This is a genomic window from Streptomyces sp. NPDC044571 (assembly GCF_040647115.1).
GTDB lineage: Bacteria > Actinomycetota > Actinomycetes > Streptomycetales > Streptomycetaceae > Streptomyces.
This window is the reverse complement of sequence record NZ_JBEZBN010000004.1, coordinates 11,656-28,686: the sequence shown is the minus strand read 5'-3', so window position 1 is coordinate 28,686 and position 17,031 is coordinate 11,656. Positions and strand designations below refer to the sequence as shown.

At 71.4% G+C, this 17,031-nt stretch carries 16 protein-coding genes; 2 read left to right on the top strand and 14 right to left on the bottom strand.

Features of this window, described 5'->3' with window-relative positions:
• The first annotated feature begins 180 nt into the window (after positions 1 to 180).
• Together AB0B01_RS03210 and AB0B01_RS03205 are read left to right on the top strand one after the other, a co-directional pair.
• Positions 181 to 1,221, top strand: coding sequence for an AI-2E family transporter (locus tag AB0B01_RS03210; protein ID WP_361712326.1), 1,041 nt, complete (start codon positions 181 to 183; stop codon positions 1,219 to 1,221).
• Between the two features lie 166 nt (positions 1,222 to 1,387).
• Complete coding sequence (locus AB0B01_RS03205; protein WP_361712324.1) at positions 1,388 to 2,209, top strand: SigB/SigF/SigG family RNA polymerase sigma factor; 822 nt, start codon at positions 1,388 to 1,390, stop codon at positions 2,207 to 2,209.
• On the opposite strand, the gene AB0B01_RS03200 is transcribed toward AB0B01_RS03205, so the two are convergent.
• The 14 genes from AB0B01_RS03200 to AB0B01_RS03135 form a co-directional block, all read right to left on the bottom strand.
• Positions 2,160 to 2,747 carry an ATP-binding protein gene (locus AB0B01_RS03200; protein WP_361712322.1) on the bottom strand — a complete coding sequence of 196 codons (588 nt, stop codon included), beginning with the start codon at positions 2,745 to 2,747 and terminating at the stop codon, positions 2,160 to 2,162. The two genes, AB0B01_RS03205 and AB0B01_RS03200, sit on opposite strands and share 50 nt — an antisense overlap.
• 195 nt (positions 2,748 to 2,942) lie before the next feature.
• On the bottom strand, positions 2,943 to 3,104 hold the full coding sequence (locus AB0B01_RS03195; protein ID WP_356852486.1) for a hydrophobic protein: 162 nt from the start codon (positions 3,102 to 3,104) through the stop codon (positions 2,943 to 2,945).
• Positions 3,105 to 3,202: 98 nt separating this feature from the next.
• Positions 3,203 to 4,573, bottom strand: a complete 1,371-nt coding sequence (locus AB0B01_RS03190; RefSeq protein WP_361712320.1) for an FAD-binding oxidoreductase — start codon at positions 4,571 to 4,573, stop codon at positions 3,203 to 3,205.
• Complete coding sequence (locus AB0B01_RS03185) at positions 4,570 to 4,911, bottom strand: hypothetical protein (RefSeq protein WP_361712318.1); 342 nt, start codon at positions 4,909 to 4,911, stop codon at positions 4,570 to 4,572. The genes AB0B01_RS03190 and AB0B01_RS03185 overlap by 4 nt, the downstream gene beginning before the upstream one ends.
• Positions 4,908 to 5,144 (bottom strand): cupin domain-containing protein, encoded by a 237-nt coding sequence (locus AB0B01_RS03180; protein ID WP_361712316.1) that lies wholly within the window; start codon positions 5,142 to 5,144, stop codon positions 4,908 to 4,910. The genes AB0B01_RS03185 and AB0B01_RS03180 overlap by 4 nt, the downstream gene beginning before the upstream one ends.
• Positions 5,145 to 5,472: 328 nt before the next feature.
• Positions 5,473 to 6,237: a response regulator transcription factor gene (locus tag AB0B01_RS03175; protein ID WP_361712315.1), complete on the bottom strand. Its 765-nt coding sequence runs from the start codon at positions 6,235 to 6,237 to the stop codon at positions 5,473 to 5,475.
• Positions 6,238 to 6,424: 187 nt separating this feature from the next.
• Positions 6,425 to 8,146, bottom strand: a complete 1,722-nt coding sequence (gene tsrT, locus AB0B01_RS03170) for a tryptophan 2-C-methyltransferase (protein WP_361712313.1) — start codon at positions 8,144 to 8,146, stop codon at positions 6,425 to 6,427.
• A 46-nt stretch (positions 8,147 to 8,192) separates the two neighbouring features.
• A complete protein-coding gene (locus AB0B01_RS03165; protein ID WP_361712312.1) occupies positions 8,193 to 9,404 on the bottom strand; it encodes an acyl-CoA dehydrogenase family protein in 1,212 nt (403 codons plus the stop codon).
• 58 nt (positions 9,405 to 9,462) lie between these two features.
• Positions 9,463 to 10,677 carry an acyl-CoA dehydrogenase family protein gene (locus tag AB0B01_RS03160; protein ID WP_361712310.1) on the bottom strand — a complete coding sequence of 405 codons (1,215 nt, stop codon included), beginning with the start codon at positions 10,675 to 10,677 and terminating at the stop codon, positions 9,463 to 9,465.
• A 104-nt stretch (positions 10,678 to 10,781) separates the two neighbouring features.
• Positions 10,782 to 12,080 carry an ATP-grasp domain-containing protein gene (locus AB0B01_RS03155; RefSeq protein WP_361712308.1) on the bottom strand — a complete coding sequence of 433 codons (1,299 nt, stop codon included), beginning with the start codon at positions 12,078 to 12,080 and terminating at the stop codon, positions 10,782 to 10,784.
• Complete coding sequence (locus AB0B01_RS03150) at positions 12,077 to 13,372, bottom strand: SidA/IucD/PvdA family monooxygenase (protein WP_361712306.1); 1,296 nt, start codon at positions 13,370 to 13,372, stop codon at positions 12,077 to 12,079. The genes AB0B01_RS03155 and AB0B01_RS03150 overlap by 4 nt, the downstream gene beginning before the upstream one ends.
• Positions 13,369 to 14,643 carry an ATP-grasp domain-containing protein gene (locus AB0B01_RS03145; protein WP_361712304.1) on the bottom strand — a complete coding sequence of 425 codons (1,275 nt, stop codon included), beginning with the start codon at positions 14,641 to 14,643 and terminating at the stop codon, positions 13,369 to 13,371. Before AB0B01_RS03145 ends, AB0B01_RS03150 begins: the two co-directional genes overlap by 4 nt.
• Positions 14,640 to 15,953, bottom strand: a complete 1,314-nt coding sequence (locus AB0B01_RS03140; protein WP_361712302.1) for an MFS transporter — start codon at positions 15,951 to 15,953, stop codon at positions 14,640 to 14,642. Before AB0B01_RS03140 ends, AB0B01_RS03145 begins: the two co-directional genes overlap by 4 nt.
• Positions 15,950 to 17,014 carry an FAD-dependent oxidoreductase gene (locus AB0B01_RS03135; protein WP_361712300.1) on the bottom strand — a complete coding sequence of 355 codons (1,065 nt, stop codon included), beginning with the start codon at positions 17,012 to 17,014 and terminating at the stop codon, positions 15,950 to 15,952. Before AB0B01_RS03135 ends, AB0B01_RS03140 begins: the two co-directional genes overlap by 4 nt.
• Positions 17,015 to 17,031: the final 17 nt, after the last annotated feature.

Genomic DNA, 17,031 nt, shown 5'->3' with positions numbered 1-17,031 from the left:
AGTACTCCCCTCCACCACCACTCCCCCTCCATCGGGACTCCCGTCCATCGGGCCGGTGGCCATCGGCAGAGGCGGCACCACATGACCAGGCGATCCGCGGGGCGGCCGGCGCGCCGGGCGGGGGCCCGCCCTGCCCGCGCGGTCCGCCGCGCGGGCGGACGGCCGGCGAGGCGGCCGAACGTGCCATCCGTGTCGCCGCTGCTGCGCACGGTGTCGGACTACGCGTGGCGGCTGCTGGTGGTCGGCGCCGTCGTCTACACGGTGTTCATCGTCCTCGGCCGGTTCCACGAGGTCGGGGTGGCGGTCTTCCTCGGTCTCGTCTTCACGGCCCTGCTGCGCCCGCTGACCGGTCTGCTGGCGCGGTGGATCCCGCGGGGGCTCGCCGTGGCCTGCGCGCTGCTGGGCAGCATCGTGGTGCTGCTGGGCGCGCTGGCCTTCGTCGGCGAGACGGTGGCCGCGGAGTGGAATTCGCTGGTTTCGGAGTTCCGGGCGGGGCTGGAGCGCTTGGAGCCGCTGCTGGAGCGGCCGCCCCTGCGGCTGAGCCCGAACGCGCTCCATGACGTGCAGGCCCGGATCGGGGACTACCTCTCCAGTCATCGCACGACGCTGCTCAGTACCGCGGTGAGCGGGGCGGGGCGGCTGGTGCAGGCCCTCACGGTCGCCGTGCTGGCCCTGTTCTGCTCGGTGTTCTTCATCCATTCGGGTGAGCGGCAGTGGGGCTGGGTCTGCTCCCAGTTCCCCCGGAGCCTGCAGGGCAGGCTGGCGGTCGCCGGGCGGGCGGCCTGGCGGACCTTCACGGGGTACACGCACGGCATCGTGCTCGTCGCCGGGACCAACGCGATCCTCGTCGGGATCGCACTGTTCGCTCTGGGGGTGCCGCTGGCGGTGCCGCTCGCACTGCTGGAGTTCTTCGCCGCGTTCGTGCCGCTCATCGGCTCCCCGGTGGCCCTCGCCGTGGCCGTGCTGGTCGCGCTGGCGGCCAAGGGTCCGCTGATCGCCGGGCTCGTGGTGGTGCTGATCGTGGTGATCGGCCAGATCGAGGGCCACCTGCTGCACCCGCTGCTGATGAGCTGGGCGGTGCGGCTGCATCCGGTGGTGGTCGCGCTGTCGGTGGTGGCAGGGGCCATCGCCGCGGGCGTGCTGGGCGCGGTGGTGGCGGTGCCGCTGGTGTCGGTGCTCTGGTCGGTACGGCAGGCGCTGCGCTCTCCGCCTCCGCCCTGACGGCGGCCCTGAGCTGCGGCTCTGAGCCGCCGCCCGCCCGCCGCCCCGAGCTTGTCGCACACCGGTCCGCTTCGTATCCGGTCCGGGCGGGTATATCTGTCAGGACAGCTCACGAGACGGCCGTGCCCGCACACCTGCGGCGCGACCATCCGTCGGAGGAGCCGACATGCTGCACACAGAGGTCACCGAGGGCATTCCGCAGGACACGCTCAGCGTGAGCACGGACGAGGCCCGGTTGCTGTCGGGGGCGCTGTTCCACCGGCTGCGGGCACTGGACGAGGGCAGCGCCGAGTACTCGTACGTCCGCAACACCCTCGTCGAGCTCAATCTCAGCCTGGTGAAGTATGCCGCCCGCCGCTTCCGCGGCCGCAGCGAGCCGATGGAGGACATCGTCCAGGTCGGGACGATCGGCCTGATCAAGGCCATCAACCGGTTCGACCCGGGGCGCGGTGTCGAGTTCACCACCTTCGCCATGCCGACGATCGTCGGCGAGATCAAGCGCTTCTTCCGTGACACCAGCTGGGCCGTGAAGGTCCCGCGCCGGCTCCAGGAGCTGCGGATCGACGCGGCGAAGGCCCACGACGCCCTGGAGCAGGACCTGGGCCGCGAGCCGACGGACGCCGAGCTCGCCGGGCACCTCCAGGTCACGGCCGAGGAGCTCGCGGAGGGGCAGAAGGCCGCGCACGCCTACTCGGCGCGCTCCCTGGACGCTCCGGCGCAGGAGGAGGGCGACCGCGGCGCGTACGCCGACCGGCCCTCGCTCGGCGAAGAGGAGACCGCGTACGACCGTATCGAGTGCCTGGAGTCCCTCAAGCCGATCCTTGCGGGGCTGCCCGAGCGCGAGCGGACCCTGCTGTCCCTGCGCTTCGGTCAGGAGCTGACCCAGTCCGAGATCGGCGACCGGCTCGGACTGTCCCAGATGCACGTCTCCAGGCTGCTCAGCCGGACGCTGGCCGGCCTGCGGACGAGCCTTCTCGAAGACCAGTGACCGGAGGCGGCTCCGGGGGGCCCGCCCGAGTGGGCGGGGTGGCCACTTCGGCCCAGACCTTCTTGCCGGCCCTTCCGTCGGCGTAGGGCTCCCATCCCCAGGTGCGGGAGAGCCGCGCCAGGACCACCAAGCCGTGCCCTCCCGGCAGGGCGGGGTCGGCGGGCGACTTGAGCCTGGGGCCGACGGGGCTGGCGTCCCCGACCTCCATGCGCAGCCGGCCGGAGTCGTGGTGCAGGACCAGTTCGCGGGGGCCGCCCGCGTGCAGACAGGCGTTGCTGACGAGCTCGGAGACCATGAGCAGGACGTCCTCGGCGGCCTCGGCGCCTTCGCGCCGGGCGTCTGCACCCCGGGCATCGTCGCCGTGGGCCTCGGGGCTCCCGGCGTCGGGAGCCCCGGCCATCCGGGCGGAGGCGGCACTGTCGGCGCTCGCGGGGAGCCAGTGCCAGTCCGTGAGGGCCCGGCGGGTGAAGTCGCGGCAGCGGGTGACGACGCCCGGGCTCCCGGCGTCGAGGAGCAGTCTGCGGGTCTCCTCGCTCATGGCTTCTCGCCCGCCCGAACCGAGAAACGTCGCACCATCGTCATCGTTCCCGTCTCCTGCCTGCCCCGGGATCTGCTCGGCGCCTACCCGTCGATCGGGCGGCGATTCACCGGCCGGGGCGCGTCGGCGGCATGCAACGGGCCTCCGCCCCCGGATGGGGCGGAGGCCGGTCGCACGCAGGCCCTGAGGGGCGGACTACCAGCGATACCAGCGGCCGCCGCCGCCCGACGGGCGGGCAATGAAGCCGATGAGCCACAACACCAGGACGGCGAGCGCGATCCACCAAAGGATCTTGACCGCGAAGCCGGCGCCGAAAAGGATCAGTACCAGAAGCAGAACAAGTAGCAGGGGAACCATGGCTATCAACCTCCACAGCGCCGTCTGCCCACCCCGAAGGGCGGCAATCCCCCGATCCGCTGTTTCTCCGCAGGCGGTGCCTCTGCGCAGGCGGTGCGTCACGACCCGATGGACTGCCCGAAGCTGAAGAAGCCGTCGGGGTCGACCCGTTTCTTGATCTCGACGAGCCTCGGGTAGTTGGCGCCGTAGTACGCGGTGCGCCAGTCGGGCAGGTCCGGGTCGATGAAGTTCTGGTAGGCCCCGTCGCCCGTGTACGGGGCCATCGCCTCGCGCAGTCCCGCCAGCCAGCGGAGGTTGGCCTCCACGGTGGCGGGGCTGTCGTGCTCGGCCCAGGAGGTGTCCAGGCTGACCAGGCCGAGCGCGTCCCGGTGGACGAAGGCGGTGGCCCCGGGGGCGACCCGGTTGATGGCGCCGCCCCAGGTGTACAGGGCCAGGCCGCAGCCGTCCGGGTTGCCGCTGCCGGGCCGGCGCTCCAGCCAGGCCAGGACGGTGGCGACCGCCTCGGCGGGCAGGGGCCGGGTGGCGAAGCCCGTGCGCACGGCGAACGCGCCGGCCGACGTCTCGTGCAGGAGGTAGTCCTTGGCCTCCCAGAACGTGCGGTCGGCGATGTCCTGGCGGACCGGGCGGGTCGCCGCGAGGAGCGGGGCGAGGAGTTCGCGCAGTTCGCTCGCGGGGCCGAGGTGCAGTCCGACGGCCGAGACCACCGGGTCCGTCCCGGCGGCGCTGATCCCGAGCCGGACCGAGAGTTCGTCCGGGGCGTGCCGGGTGATCTCCTGCATCAGGGAGAACACCTCGGGGGCGTCCGCGCCGTCCCACAGCAGCAGGCAGGTGGAGACGTCCGTCACCGGGGTCGCCCGGAAGGTGAAGGACAGGTTGATGCCGAAGTTCCCGCCGCCGCCGCCGCGGCAGGCCCAGTACAGGTCGGGGTTCTCCGCGGCGTCGCAGGTCAGCAGCTGCCCGTCGGCCGTCATGAGGGTGGTGCGTACGAGGGCGTCGGCGGTCAGTCCGAGCTTGCGGGAGGTGGAGGAGGAGCCGCCGCCGAGGGTGAGGCCGGCGATGCCGACCGAGGCCCCGTTCCCGAGGGCGAAGGCCATTTCGTGGGGCTGGAGGGCGGCGTAGAGATCGGCCATGCGGGCGCCGCCGGCGGCCGTGACCAGGCCGGTGGAGCCGTCTGCGGTCACGGAGTTCAGCGCGCTGAGGTCGAGGACCAGGCCGGTGCCGGCGGAGTAGCCCGCGTAGCTGTGCCCACCGCTGCGTGCGACGAGTCCGGTGCCCGTGTCGCGGGCCCATGCGAGGGCGCGGCGTACGTCGGCGGTGTCGGCCGCCCGGAGCACGCCGCTCGGGGTGGTGGTGAAGCGTTTGTTGAACGGCGCGCTGGATGCGTGGAATCCCGGGGCGCCGGGCCGAAGGACCCGGCCCGTCACGGTCTTCTCCAGACGCTGCCAGTCGGACTCGGATGCGCGGTTCACTGCACCTCTTCCCTGGAGGAGATCTCCTCTATGTAGGAGATCCCGGTCGCGGCGTGCGGGCCGTAGCGCTCCCAGACCTCGCGCAGCCGCAGGCGGCCGTCCGCGGCGAGCTCGGGCGTGTTGACCGTGCGTCCGCAGACCACCTCGCCGGTCGAGAACACGAGGGTGTATCCCATCCGCAGGGTGCCGTCCGGCTCGCAGGTGCCGACGGTCCACCCGCGGCGCACGTCACCGCCGGCGACCTCGCCCCAGACGAGGTCGTCCTGCTGGTGGTAGACGGCGACGGTGCGGACGTCGCCCTGGGGTTTGCGGAAGGTGCGGCCGTCGTAGTTGATCACGTGGCCGATTCCGCTCCGGTCGGTTCCCCGCCGTCGCGGCGCAGCTCCTCGGCGAGGAAGTCGGCCGACATGTCCCGGCCCCACCAGATGGCGTAGTAGGAGAAGTCCTCGCCGTGCTCGTTGACGACGTGGTGCTCCGTTCCGGCCTTCATCAGCGCGATGTCGCCGGCCGCCAGGGCGTGCCGGCGGCCGTTGCAGACGATCACGGCCCGGCCGGACAGGGCGATGAACATTTCGCGTTCGTGATGCGAGTGCGCATCGGACACGTCGCCGGGACGCAGAATGCACCAGGCACCTCGGAAAGGGGCGTTCAGGCCCGGCCACGGCTGGAGGAGTGCGAGATCCAGGCCGTGTTCACGGACCGCATTGTCCGGCTCTGCCTTGCGAATGGCCACGTCGGCCTGTTCCAGGTCCGTCAACGTTCCCCTCCGATCGACGTCGTGCAATTCCCGTGCGGACGACGTCGATCAGGCTATAAGCCGACGGCTCCCTTTCGACAGGGGAACTATTCCCTGTCGAAAGGGAATCTGCCGCCGATCCGCGTGCGGGACGAATCGGCGGTCAGCCGTGTCCGAGACCCGCGTCGCGTGCCATGACGATGGCCTGCGCGCGGTCCGCCACGCCGAGTTTCCCGAATATCACGGACACCCGGTTGCTGATGGTCTTGGACGCGAGGACGAGCTCCCGGGCGATGGCCGCATTCGACTTTCCGGCGGCGATGCGTTCGAGGACTTCCCGTTCCCGGTCGGTGAGCTGCGGGAACGGGTAGCCGTACCGCCCGGCCGTCCGGGACATGAGCGTGCCGAGCCGGCTGGCGATCGACTTGTCGACGATGGCCTCGCCGGCCGCGACGGCTTGGATGCCGCGCAGGATCTGCTCCGCGTCGGCCCGTTTGAACAGATAGCCGCGCGCGCCGGCCCGGAGTGCGGAGGTGACGGCTTCGTCGTCGTCGGCCGCGCTGAAGACGAGGACACCGGTCTCGGGTCTGAGTCTCAGCACCTGGCTGATCACCCGCGTTCCGGAGCACTCGTCCATCAGCGGGTCCACGACCAGCACGTGCGGTCCGCAGCGGGACGTCTGCGCGATCACCTCGTCCGCCGTGCCGGCTTCGCCGACGACCGATATGCCCCCCGTCCGTTCCAGGACGGAACGGACACCGTGCCGAATCGCGGGCTGGGCGTCGGCGAGTACGACGGTTACCGTGGTGCGGGGTCTGCGCAGTCCCGGCAGCTCGGCGTCGATCCAGCGGCTCGTGTTGTCTCTTCGCCCATCGAAATGTGACGAGAGTGGCCAGAGTAACCCCTTGATGTCCGTTTTCTGATTCATACCTTCCCCCCAACTCGGCCATTCACCATGGTCAGACCGACCTGTAACAGAATGGTGCAGGGGTCAGCTGAACCGCAACGGGCAGGGAGGCACCGCGCGCTCCGATAATTATGTCCGCGGCGGCATCGGCATTCGAGGCGTCTTCGACACGCCGCAGGGGCGTGTCAAGAATTGAATTCAGGTCAGATCACGCTCCGACCGTGCCGACCACGCCGCGGTCTTTCGCCTGGCGCAGGATGGCTTCCCGCTCACGCCAATGCGCCCAGAAAGCTCCGGTATATCCCAGTCCACTCAGGCTGGTCAGGAAGGGGTTGTCCGCATAGTTGTTGTCGTGCTCGCTGGAGCCCGCCAGCGTCGGCAGCATCACCCGGTGGTGGTCGGCAGGATCCACCAGGTCCCAGAGAAGCTCCACCGACCGGCTCCAGCGCCCGGACGGATCGGCGAGCGTGCCCGCGTCCTCCAGCAGGTCCGGGGAGAAGTAGCAGACCAGGCGGAAGTTGCCCGACTCGTCGAACATGAACTGCCGTTCGTACTCGACCGGGCCGGAGCACTTGGCCGGCGGCTTGAGCACGATCGGCTCGGTCGCGGTGTTGGACTGGAGCCCCGGCACCGTGCGCACCCCGTCGCACTGCCGGGCGAGCGACATGCCGAGCGGGGTGTGGGGGAAGAGCCTCAGCCCCAGCGAGAACCCGGTCACGGTGGCGTCCAGCGCCATGAACGCCTCGACGCACTCCCGCATGGTCTGCGGCGTCTCGCCGGGCATGCCGAACAGGGCCTCGACCATGGTCAGCATGCCGTGGGCGTGGCAGAGCCGGACCAGCTTCTCGGTGTCGGCGAAGGTGTAGTACGGGGTGCCCTTCCCGGTGACCTTCCAGTCGCGCAGCATGTCGGCGCGCAGGTGGTCCGATCCGACGTTCACCCCGCGGCAGCCCGCCGCGGCGAGCAGCTCGGCGAACTCCTCGTCGAACGGCGAGGGCTGGCAGTAGACCCACAGGCGCAGGGCGTTCAGCGGGTTGCCCGGGTCGGCGTGCCTGCGCCGGACGATCTCGCGCAGCAGCTGCTTCGCGTGGGATATGGAGAGGTTGAACTCGCTGTCGGTGGTGTGCTGGTCGAGGATCCCCTGCGCCGCGAGGGACTGCATCTCGTCGACCACGGCACGGACGTCGCGCCGGCCGAAACGCGTCCCCTTCGCGTCGGGCTCCACACAGTGCGAACAGCGGTAGGCACAGCCGTTCTTGGTGAGGATGCCCGCGAGCCCGCCGCGCTGGTAGTAGAGGAGGTTGTCCACCTTGTGGGGGGTGCCCGAGCGGCGCACGTAGGTGCCGGAGCGGTCCACCTGCCAGACCCGGTCCTCGAACTGTCCGGCCGACAGCGGCGTCGGGGTGGGCCGTGCGGAGACGGTCAGCGCCGGGGGCGGCACCCGGACGACGCCCTGCGGGGTGTTGCGCAGCAGGCCGGAGACCGTACCCGGGTCGCGGCCCGTGGCAAGCGCGTCGGCGAGGTCGCAGAGGATCTGCTCACCGGGGCCTTTGACGCCGTAGTCGATGCCGAAGTAGTCGACCAGGGCGAAGGGCATCGAGGAGAATCCGATGCCGCCACCGACGATCGGCGCGTCCGTGAGCCGCCTGATCTCGGTGATGATCTCCTTGTGCTCCCCGACGAAAGGGCGTTGCTCGAAGGCGTAGACGGTGTCGGTATTGCGGACGGTGACCCCGACGAGCAGGGGACTGCGCCCCGCGAAGTACTCGCAGAGGTACGACTTCCAGTCCTCCCGGTGAAACGTGAGGTCGACGACCTCCACCTCGAAGTCGGCGGCTTCCAACGAGGTGGTGAGCACGTCGAGCGCATAGGGCGCGATCGGCGGGTGCACCTTGTTGGGATTGACCAGTAGTACGAGTCCTCTGCCCATCGGATCTTCTCCCCCGTGGCCGGTTCTTGTCCTGTTGCCTTGTGCCTTACTTGACGATGCCGAGGCAGATCCCGAACTCGGGCTTGGAGTCCAGCAGGTAGGCGCCGGCCGACTGGAGGATGCGGTCCTGGGCCGTGGCGTGCTGGCACATGACCGTGGCGTCGCGCATCCAGCGGTCCATCGGCGAGGACCGGTTGATCGACCAGGTCTGGAGCAGGTCGTAGAGCCGGTTCACGATCGCCCGCGAGGTCCGGAAGGCGTGCACCCAGGCCAGCGGTGATGCGGCCCGCTCCACGGAGGTGAGGTCGTCGGGCGTGCCGCCCGCGGCCAGGACCTCCCACTGCCGTCCCATGCTGGAGTAGACGCCGCTGCGGGTGGCGTTGAAGTCCGCCTCGCACTCCGCGAGCGCGACCTGCACCCGGAACATGTCCGCCCACGCGGTGTCGGTCATCCGGTCCGTACGGCCCAGCACCGTCTCCCGGGTGTGGTCCAACGCCGCGCGGGCCACCCCGAGTGCCACCCCGCACATGCTGCGGGTGAAGGAGTCGGGCTGGGCGAGCGGGCTCGGGCGGCCCTTGACCTTGCCGAAGGTGAAGGTGTGCTCCTCCGGTACGAACACGTCGCTGATCGTGTAGTCGCAGCTGCCCGTGCCGCACATGCCGGTGGTGTACCAGTTGTCGAGGACCTCGACCTGCTCGCGGGGCACGAGGAACTGGCGCGAGGCGTGCGCGTTGCTGCCGTCCGGGCTCGCGTACGGCTTGCCGTCCTCGTAGAGGAACGCCCCGGAGGTCACCCAGTCCGCATGGGTGATCCCGCTGCCGAACGACCACCGGCCGCTGAGCCGGAAACCGCCGGGCACCCGCTCGGCCCGGCCGGTGGGCTGGAGCAGTCCGGCGGTGACCAGGTCCGGGGTGGGGAACATCTCCTTGGCGACCGCCGGTTCCAGGAACGCGCTGTAGACACCGGTGCTCGCTCCCATCACCGCGCACCAGGCGGCGGAGGCGTCCCCGTACGCGAGCGCCTCGACGACCTCGGTCTGCTCCATGGAGGTCAGCTCCAGGCCGCCCCACTCGCGTCCGAAGGCCATCCGGAACACCCCGGCCCCGCGCAGCAGGTCCACGACGTCGGCGGGCAGCCGCCGCGCCTGCTCGATCTCGTCGGACCGCTCCCGCAGCAGCGGCGCCAGTGCCTGCGCGCGCACGAGGAGCTCCGCCGCCGTTTCCGGCATCTGGGCGACCGGAGTCCGGACCGTGTTCATATGTGCTTCCCCCCAGCTGATTGGTCTCGCAGGTCGTTCGGGTACGAGTGGTGCGCTGCTACTTGACGAGGCCGAGGCTCATGCGGAACTTGGGCGGGCGGCCCAGCAGGTAGGCGCCGGCCGATTCGAGGATGAGGTCCGAGGCGGCGACGTGCTGGCACATGGTCGCGGTGTCGCGCATCCAGCGGTCCATCGGCGAGGAGCGGTTGATCGACCAGGTCTGGAGCAGGTCGTAGAGCCGGTTCACGATCGCCCGCGAGGTCCGGAAGGCGTGCACCCACGCCAGGGAGGAGGCGGCCCGCTCGACGGGGGTGAGGTCGTCCAGGGTGTCGCCGGAGGCCAGGACCTCCCAGTGCCGCTGCGAGCTGGAGTAGACGCCGCTGCGGGTGGCGTTGAAGTCCGCCTCGCACTCCGCGAGCGTGACCTGCACCCGGAACATGTCCGCCCACGCGGTGTCGGTCATCCGGTCCGTACGGCCCAGCACCGTCTCGCGCGTGTGGTCCAACGCCGCGCGGGCGACGCCGAGCGGTACGGCGCACAGGCTGCGCATGAAGGAGTCGGGCTGGGCGAGCGGGCTGGGGCGGCCCTTGGGCTTGTAGAAGGTGTAGGTGTGCTCCTCCGGTACGAACACGTCGCTGATCGTGTAGTCGCTGCTGCCGCTGCCGCACAGGCCGGTGGTGTCCCAGTTGCCCACGACCTCGACCTGGTGGCCGGGTACCAGGAACTGGCGGGAGGCGTGCGCGTTGCTGCCGTCCGGGCTCGCGTACGGCTTGCCGTCCTCGTAGAGGAACGCCCCGGAGGTCACCCAGTCCGCATGGGTGATCCCGCTGCCGAACGACCACCGGCCGCTGAGCCGGAAACCGCCGGGCACCCGCTCGGCCCGGCCGGCCGGCGCGATCAGCCCGGCGGTGATCATGTCCAGGCCCGGGAACATCTCCTTGGCGGTGGCCGGCTCCAGGAAGTTGCTGATCGCCCCGGTCATCGCACCGATCGCGGCGCACCAGCCCGCGGAGGCGTCCCCGTAGGCGAGCGTCTCGACGACCTCGACCTGTTCCATCGAGGTCAGCTCGGGGCCGCCCCACTCCCTGCCGAAGCACATCCGGAACACACCGGTCTCGCGCAGCTGCCGTACGACGTCCGGCGGCAGCTGCCGGGCCTCCTCGATCTCCTGCGACCGCTCGCGCAGCAGCGGGGCCAGCGCCTTCGCGCGGGCCAGGATCTCCGCGGCGGTTACCGGTGCCCCGGTGCCCGGATTGCGGGTCGTCGTGGTCATGTGGTGATCCCCCTCAGGTGACAGGCACGTGCGGTCGTCGCGGTCGTCGCGGTCATCGCGGTCATCGCGGTCATCGCGGTCATCGCCGGCGGCGGTCCTCGCGGTCATTCGTCGACGTCGAGCAGACCGGCCGGCATCGCGAACGGTGCGTCCGGTTCCGGCGGCCCGGCCGGCTCGGTGTCGAGCCGGACCAGCGCCGCCGCGGTGGCCAGGCGGTCGAGGCAGGTCCGGCTGTCGGCGGCCTCGCACACCACGAAGGAGTGGCGGGCGAGGTAGCCGCCGGGCGGCAGCCGCAGCGTGGTGCCGGGCTCCGCCATCGGCGCCGCGGCGACGAGGCCCGGTGCCCGGGTCGGTACCGTCACCGAGCGCAGGACGCAGTCCTGCGCGGGATAGCCGAAGCGGATGCCGGCGACCGCCGTGCGGGTGGGGCAGGTGTCCGGCCGCCTGCCGGTGGCCACGTCGAACAGCACTTCACCGGGCTCGATTCCGGTGGCGGTCCGGCCCAGGAAGGGGATCAGGTCCCCGCCGAGGCGGCCGTTGATCTCGATGATCAGCGGCCCGCGGTCGGTCAGCCGGACCTCGCTGTGGGTGATGCCGTCCTCGATGCCGAGCGCCTGGTGGGCCCGGGCCAGGGTGCGCATCAGCTCGCGGTCCTCCAGCAGCGGGTCGGCCGCGTCGACGAGGTGCCCGACCTCCTCGAAGTACGGCTGGTCGCTGCTGTGCTTGCGGGCCACGAACATCGGCAGGTACTCGCCCTTGTGCACGGCGCCGTCGACGCTGATCTCCGGCCCCGGGGCGTATCCCTCGACGAGGGCGCTCGCCCGGTAGGGCCCGGGGTCGACCTCGCTCGCGGCCAAGGCGATACGGAACGCCGCGTCCAGTTCGGCCTCGTCGGCGGCGAACACGACGCCGATGCTGGCCCCCATAGCCCGTGGCTTGATCACCACGGGATAGCCGATCCGCTCGGCCGCCGCCCTGGCCTGGGCGGCCGTGGTGGTCAGCTCGAACCCGGGCTGGTAGAGGCCCGCCGCGGTGAGCTCCGCCCGGGTGAGCTCCTTGTCGCGGCAGCCCCGTACGCCGGGCACGGACAGCCCCGGCACGCCGAACTCGGCGGCGAGCAGGCCGGCGTCCAGGACCAGCGGCTCGTCCCAGCACATCAGGCCCACGATGCGCCGACGGGCCGCCACCTCGCGGGCCGCCGCCCCCATCGCCTCGGAGTCGAAGACGTTGGCGACAATGATCTCGTCGAAGTACTCGCGCTGCCACGTGGGCTTGAGGTTGTTCAGCAGGACCATGTCCAGCCCGGCCTCACGGGCGCGGCGCCGGATCGGCGCGACGAGGTACTCGCGGTACACCTTCAGACCGCTGCCGATGACCAGCAGCGCGCCCGGACCGGCCGTCATGCCCTGCCCCCCGCGGCCTCGACGTCCTGCGCGGCGGCGCGGCGGGCCATGAGGTCGGTGAGGATGTCCTGTGAGCGGTGCGCGAGGACGCTGATGAGGGAGTCGGCGATGCCGTGCGTCTCCTCGTTGACACCCTGCAGGTACACCGCTCCCCAGGCCGACTCCCCCAGGTCCACCCGGTAGGAACGACTCACCGACACCTCATCCACCCCCACCTGCGCGGCCAGTTCCCGGACCAGCGCGGGCTTACGCGGGTCGTAACCGGTGCCCAGCAGCACCAGATCGCACCGCAACGGCTCCGTCTTGCCGCTCAACCGGTCCCGCAGGTCCAGCACCACCTCCTCGCCCTCCACCCGGGCCCCCACCACCTCCGTCAACGCCCGCACCGAGGAACGCTGTTCGCCCGTCATCTTCTGCCGGTAGAGCATCGTGTACAGCTCTTCCAGGAACGGCGGCGCGAGGCCGGCGTAGTTGGTGAAGCGCATCTCGTCGAGGACCTGGGAGCGCACCTCGGCGGGGCTGTTGTAGAAGTCGTCGACGAAGGAGGGGAAGAAGAGCTCGTTCACGAACTTGCTGGACTGGTAGTTCTGGAGTCCGATCGACCGTACAACCATCGTGATCTGACTGAGCGGCAGGTTCTCGTGGAGGGCGAAGAACATCTCCGCGGCGCTCTGCGCCCCGCCCACGACCACCGCCCGGACCGGCTTGTCCTTCGGAATCCCGGCGATCCGCGACCGGTACTGGGCGCTGTGGACCACCCGGTCCCCGGGCAGCCCCGCGAACACCTCCGGGATGCGCAGATCACGGCCGCCGCCGACCACCAGGTCGCGGCACCGGATCTCGTCCCCGTCGGCCAGCAGCACGCTCCAGCCGGCCACCGACCCGTCCGCGCCGCGGATCGGTTCGACCCGTGCGGCGCGGGCCCCGTGCCGGATCTGCACCTTGTGGAGGGAGGCGGCCACCCACTGGAGGTAGTCGGAGAACTCCCAGCGGAAGGGGTGGAAGGTCCCCATGTTCACGAACTCGTCCAGCCGCCCCTGCTCGTGCAGGAAATTCAGGAACGAGAACCGGCTACAGGGGTTGCGCAGGGTCACCAGGTCCTTCAGGAAGGACACCTGGCTGCGCGCCCACGGCATCAGCAGATCACGCTGCCACTTGATGTCCGGGCTTTGCTCCAACAGGAGTGTCCCCGCAGCCAGTTCGTCCGCCCCCGACTCCTCGATGGCCACTGCGAGCGCCAGATTCGCCGGACCCGCACCGATCGCCAGAACACCCACCTCGCGCACGGTCATGCTTCCCCCTCGATGTCGATCCGGACCATTCCGGCGGCGGTCTCCGCCCGCCGCAGTGCCTCGGCCGCGCTGTCGGCGGTGGCCATGACGATCCCCGCCCGGTCCCAGGAATGCCGCAGGCCCGTGAACCGGTCCCCCGGCGCGGCGGTGACCGCGACCAGGAACACGCCGTCCACCTGCCGGGCCTCCTCGACGCCGTGCACGGCCGTGACCCGGCCCGGCGCGGCCGCCAGGAACCGTACGGCGGCGCCGCCCTTGGGCCGCCGGGGCAGCTCGCCCGGCAGCTCCTCGCCCTTCATCACCGCGTAGTAGCTGCGCAGGAGCTCCACCGGGTAGGCGAGTTGGATCGTGTCGAGGATGCCGCCGCCGGCGAGTCGGCCTGCGCACTCCACCAGGTACGGGACACCGTCCGCCGCGACGATCCACTCGCAGTGCACGACTCCGTCGCGGAAGCCCACGGCGTCGATGACGCGCCGTGTCCGGGCCCCGAGCAGCGCGGCGAGTTCCTCCGGGATGTCGGCCGGCACGGTGTGGGCCATCTCCACCGGGTGCGGCCCGGGGAAGAGCTGTTTGCCGGTCACGTTGACGAACAGCGCTCCGCCGCCGCGTACGAGCATCTCGACGCTGTACTCCGGCCCCTCCACGTACTCCTCGGCCAGCATGGACAGCCCGATCGGGCGGTCGGGGACGAAGATGCCCTCGTCCTGTACGAGGCAGTCCGCCCAGGCCGTGTCGACGTCGGCCGGGTCGTGGACCACCCGGGTGCCCACCGAGGCCTGCCGGTTCGCGGGCTTGAGCACCACGGGCCCGGCCCGGCCGCGCAGGAAGGCCCGCAGGTCGTCCGGGCCCGTGACCGGGACACTGGCCGGGTTGGCGATACCGGCCGCGGCGCTGACCTGCCGCAGCAGTGCCTTGTCCCGCAGGATCTGCGCGGCGCCGAGACCGGCGCCGGGCAGGCCGTAGCGTTCGGCGAGCCTGGCGGCGAACGGCGTCGCGTACTCGATCGCCGGGATCACGGCCGAGGGCCGCAGGTCGCGGTGGGCGAGGTAGAACGCGTCGGCGGTGCCCGGGAGGTGGTATTCCCACTCGATCAGTCCGCGGACGAACGCCGCCCCCTCGATCTGCTCGTGTACGTGCCGCTTGCGGACGACGTCCGGCTCCTCGACGTAGACCACCGAGCGGTCCGGCTGGAACGCCCCGATGGCGGCGAGGGTGACGCCCACGAAGCCCACGACCAGCACGGGCCCGACGTCGTTCCGGTGCCCGGTCATGACGTGCCCCCGACGGATTCCGGCTTGGCCCGGGTGCCCGGGGCCCCGTCCGCCGCAGCGCCCGGTTCGGCGGGCTCCTTCACGCCGGCCAGGGCGAGCAGTCCGGCGATCCCGGTCACGACTCCGCACAGCAGCCAGAAGCCGCTGCCCATCCGGCTCCACAGGAAGACGCCGAACAGGGGGGCGAGTGCCGAGGCCATGCCGCCCACGGCCTGCATCGTGCCGATGTACCGGGCTTTGATCGCCGCGGGGAAGGTCGCCGGGTGGGCGAACATGCTCGGCGCAGCGATCATGATCCCGCACACGACGAGCACCGCGCCGGTGATCGTGAAGGCACCGGACCGGGAGGACAGTCCGTACGCCGCGAGGCCGACCGCCTCGACCAGGTGGCCGGTGATCACGCGAACGTGCTTGGGCATGCGGCTGAGGTACGCCGTGATCTTGAGCTCGCACGTGATCAGCACGACGGAGGAGACGGTGAGCACGGTGCTGTAGAAGCTGGTGGGGTACCCGTCCTCGACGAGCTCCAGTGGCAGGGCGATGTGCCCCTGCGCATAGGTGAGCGAGCCGAGCAGCACGGCGGCCAGGAAGTAGAGGTACGCGCGGTCCCGCAGCATGGCCGCGTACGCCGTGCGGCCGCCCGGGGCGGGCTGCGGCCCGGCACCGGCCGCCGCCCCGTCCGTGTCCGCCGCGGCCGCGTCCGCCTCGGCCGGCGCCAGTTGCCTCGGCAGCAGGGCGAAGGCCAGCAGCGCGTAGACCAGTGCGGTGGCGCCGTCGATCCAGAACAGCAGGTCCCAGTCGACCAGGATGAGCCCCGCGGCGATCAGCGGCGCCACTGCGGCGCCGATGTTCAGGGCGATCCGCATCATCGAGAAGGCCAGGACCTGGTACCGGTCCGGCATCAGGTCGCTGAGCAGTACGGCGGCCGCCGGCCGGTACGCCTGGGTGAACAGTCCCGCGAGGCCCACGACCACGAGCAGGGGCACCAGCCTCCCGGGCCCGCCCAGCCAGGGGATCGCCGCCACCAGGGGGGCCGAGGCGGCCATGGCCGTCATGATGGTGGCCCTCGGTCCGAACCGGTGGGTGATCTCCCCGCCCAGCATCGTGCCGAAGACCGAACCGGCGCTGTAGGCGACGAGGCTCAGGCCCGCCGTGCTCACCGACGCGCCGCGGAAGGTGAGGTACAGAACGAGGAATGTCTGTACGAACGCGCCGAGTTGGTTGATCAGTACGCCCCCGAGGAGATACCGGACCGGGGCGGGGGTCGCCTTCAGCGCATCGAACACACGGACCGGGGCTTCCTCCGTCATACCGCTCCTTCCCTCAAGGCATCGACGATCCGTCCCGCGACGAGCGGAGCCTGGCTGAATCCGGAACCACCGCAGGCCGCGCGCGACCAGACGGCGAGACCGACGCGGGCGAGGACGGCGCCGCCGGGGCCATCCCCGCCGGCATCGCCCGCAGCGGTGACGTCCGCGCCGACGGCGTAGTGGCACGTCCGCACGGCCGCGACGGTGTACCGCTCGATCTCGGACAGCGGGGCCGTCCGGGCCAGTTGCCCGGCCCAGGGCAGCTGGCCCTCGCCCTCCACGTCCTCGGTGGCGGCCACCTCTCGACACACCGCATCGGAGCTGATCTTCAGGAGGGTGCCGTCTCCGGGCGGTACGACCCAGCCCCGGCCGTCCGCGCCGAGTCCGCCCGCCGCGGGTGCGCCGTCCCACCACCGGGCCGTGTCCCCCGGCGGCCGCAGGTACACCATGGTCTGGCGGTACAGGGAGACCGGATGCGGGACCAGGTCGCGCGACCACGGGCCGGCCGCGACCAGTACGAGGTCGGCGACCAGCGGCTCGCCTGCCGCCGGGGTGACCTTGGCGGAGTCCGTGTCGATCTCCACCACCGGGCAGTACGGGCGCAGCGTGACCCCGTCCTGCCCGGCCAGCCACCGTGCGGCGGCCCGCAGCACCCGCCGTGCCAGCAGGACCCCGCCCTCCACGTCCAGGAGCCCTGCGGTGCCGGCCGGGAACTCCAGGTGTGGCAGCCGCTCCGGTTCCAGCGTCTCGACGGGGACGGCCGCCTCGGCCGCTGCCGCGGTGTCGGCGGCGAGCTGTTCCCGGGGTCGGGCCGTGACCACGCCGACCGGCCGGCACAGGGGGGTGGCCAGCAGGGTTTCCAGTTCCCGCCAGCGGCTGCGGGCGGCGGTCATCCGCCGGGTGGCGGCCGTGTCGTCCGGGTGGAAGGTACGGATGACCCGGTGCTGGTCGTGGGAGCTCGACCGCGGGTTCGGGATCGGCCCGCGGTCCAGTACCGTCACGCGGTGCCCGGCCCGCGCACATTCCACCGCGGTCAGCAGCCCCGTGACGCCCGCGCCCACGATGATCACCTGTCGGC

Excerpts from the sequence above, each read along its gene's own strand:
- tsrT (WP_361712313.1), bottom strand. The coding sequence starts at position 8,146 with ATGGGCAGAGGACTCGTACTACTGGTCAATCCCAACAAGGTGCACCCG.
- AB0B01_RS03145 (WP_361712304.1), bottom strand. The coding sequence starts at position 14,643 with ATGACCGGGCACCGGAACGACGTCGGGCCCGTGCTGGTCGTGGGCTTC.
- AB0B01_RS03165 (WP_361712312.1), bottom strand. The coding sequence starts at position 9,404 with ATGAACACGGTCCGGACTCCGGTCGCCCAGATGCCGGAAACGGCGGCG.
- AB0B01_RS03205 (WP_361712324.1), top strand. The coding sequence starts at position 1,388 with ATGCTGCACACAGAGGTCACCGAGGGCATTCCGCAGGACACGCTCAGC.
- AB0B01_RS03200 (WP_361712322.1), bottom strand. The coding sequence starts at position 2,747 with ATGAGCGAGGAGACCCGCAGACTGCTCCTCGACGCCGGGAGCCCGGGC.
- AB0B01_RS03160 (WP_361712310.1), bottom strand. The coding sequence starts at position 10,677 with ATGACCACGACGACCCGCAATCCGGGCACCGGGGCACCGGTAACCGCC.
- AB0B01_RS03140 (WP_361712302.1), bottom strand. The coding sequence starts at position 15,953 with ATGACGGAGGAAGCCCCGGTCCGTGTGTTCGATGCGCTGAAGGCGACC.
- AB0B01_RS03195 (WP_356852486.1), bottom strand. The coding sequence starts at position 3,104 with ATGGTTCCCCTGCTACTTGTTCTGCTTCTGGTACTGATCCTTTTCGGC.
- AB0B01_RS03150 (WP_361712306.1), bottom strand. The coding sequence starts at position 13,372 with ATGACCGTGCGCGAGGTGGGTGTTCTGGCGATCGGTGCGGGTCCGGCG.
- AB0B01_RS03180 (WP_361712316.1), bottom strand. The coding sequence starts at position 5,144 with ATGTTCATCGCCCTGTCCGGCCGGGCCGTGATCGTCTGCAACGGCCGC.
- AB0B01_RS03175 (WP_361712315.1), bottom strand. The coding sequence starts at position 6,237 with ATGAATCAGAAAACGGACATCAAGGGGTTACTCTGGCCACTCTCGTCA.
- AB0B01_RS03155 (WP_361712308.1), bottom strand. The coding sequence starts at position 12,080 with ATGACGGCCGGTCCGGGCGCGCTGCTGGTCATCGGCAGCGGTCTGAAG.